Genomic DNA, 407 nt, shown 5'->3' on the forward strand with positions numbered 1-407 from the left:
CCCTTCGGACGCCCCGTCGAACCCGACGTGAAAATCACATACGCCGGATTCCCCGGCCGCAACACCCGGTCACCCGGGACCCCGGCGTCCTGAGCCGCGAGGTCCTGGACCGTCGCCGGGTCGTCCACCACCAGCCGGGCCAGGCCCGCGGGCAGGGCGGGTTCGTGCGCCGACGTGGTCACGACCGTCACCGCTTGCGAGCTGTCGAGCATGTACGCGACCCGCTCGGCCGGATATCCGGGGTCGACCGGCAGATACGCGCCGCCGGCCTTCATCACACCCAGCAGTGCCACGACCGCGTCCACGCCACGGTCCAGGCACACCGCAACCACGGACTCCGCGCCGACACCGCGGGAAACCAGCAACCGCGCCAGCCGGTTCGCCCGCGCGTCCAGCTCCGCGTACGA

General features: G+C 72.2%; 1 protein-coding gene. It reads right to left on the reverse strand.

The features are described 5' to 3' along the window. Positions 1-407 (reverse strand): AMP-binding protein (locus GTY56_RS05490; RefSeq protein WP_161363033.1); only part of this gene is annotated, 407 nt, incomplete at both ends.

The organism is Streptomyces sp. SID5643, from assembly GCF_009872555.1.
Classification (GTDB): Bacteria; Actinomycetota; Actinomycetes; order Streptomycetales; family Streptomycetaceae; genus Streptomyces; species Streptomyces iakyrus.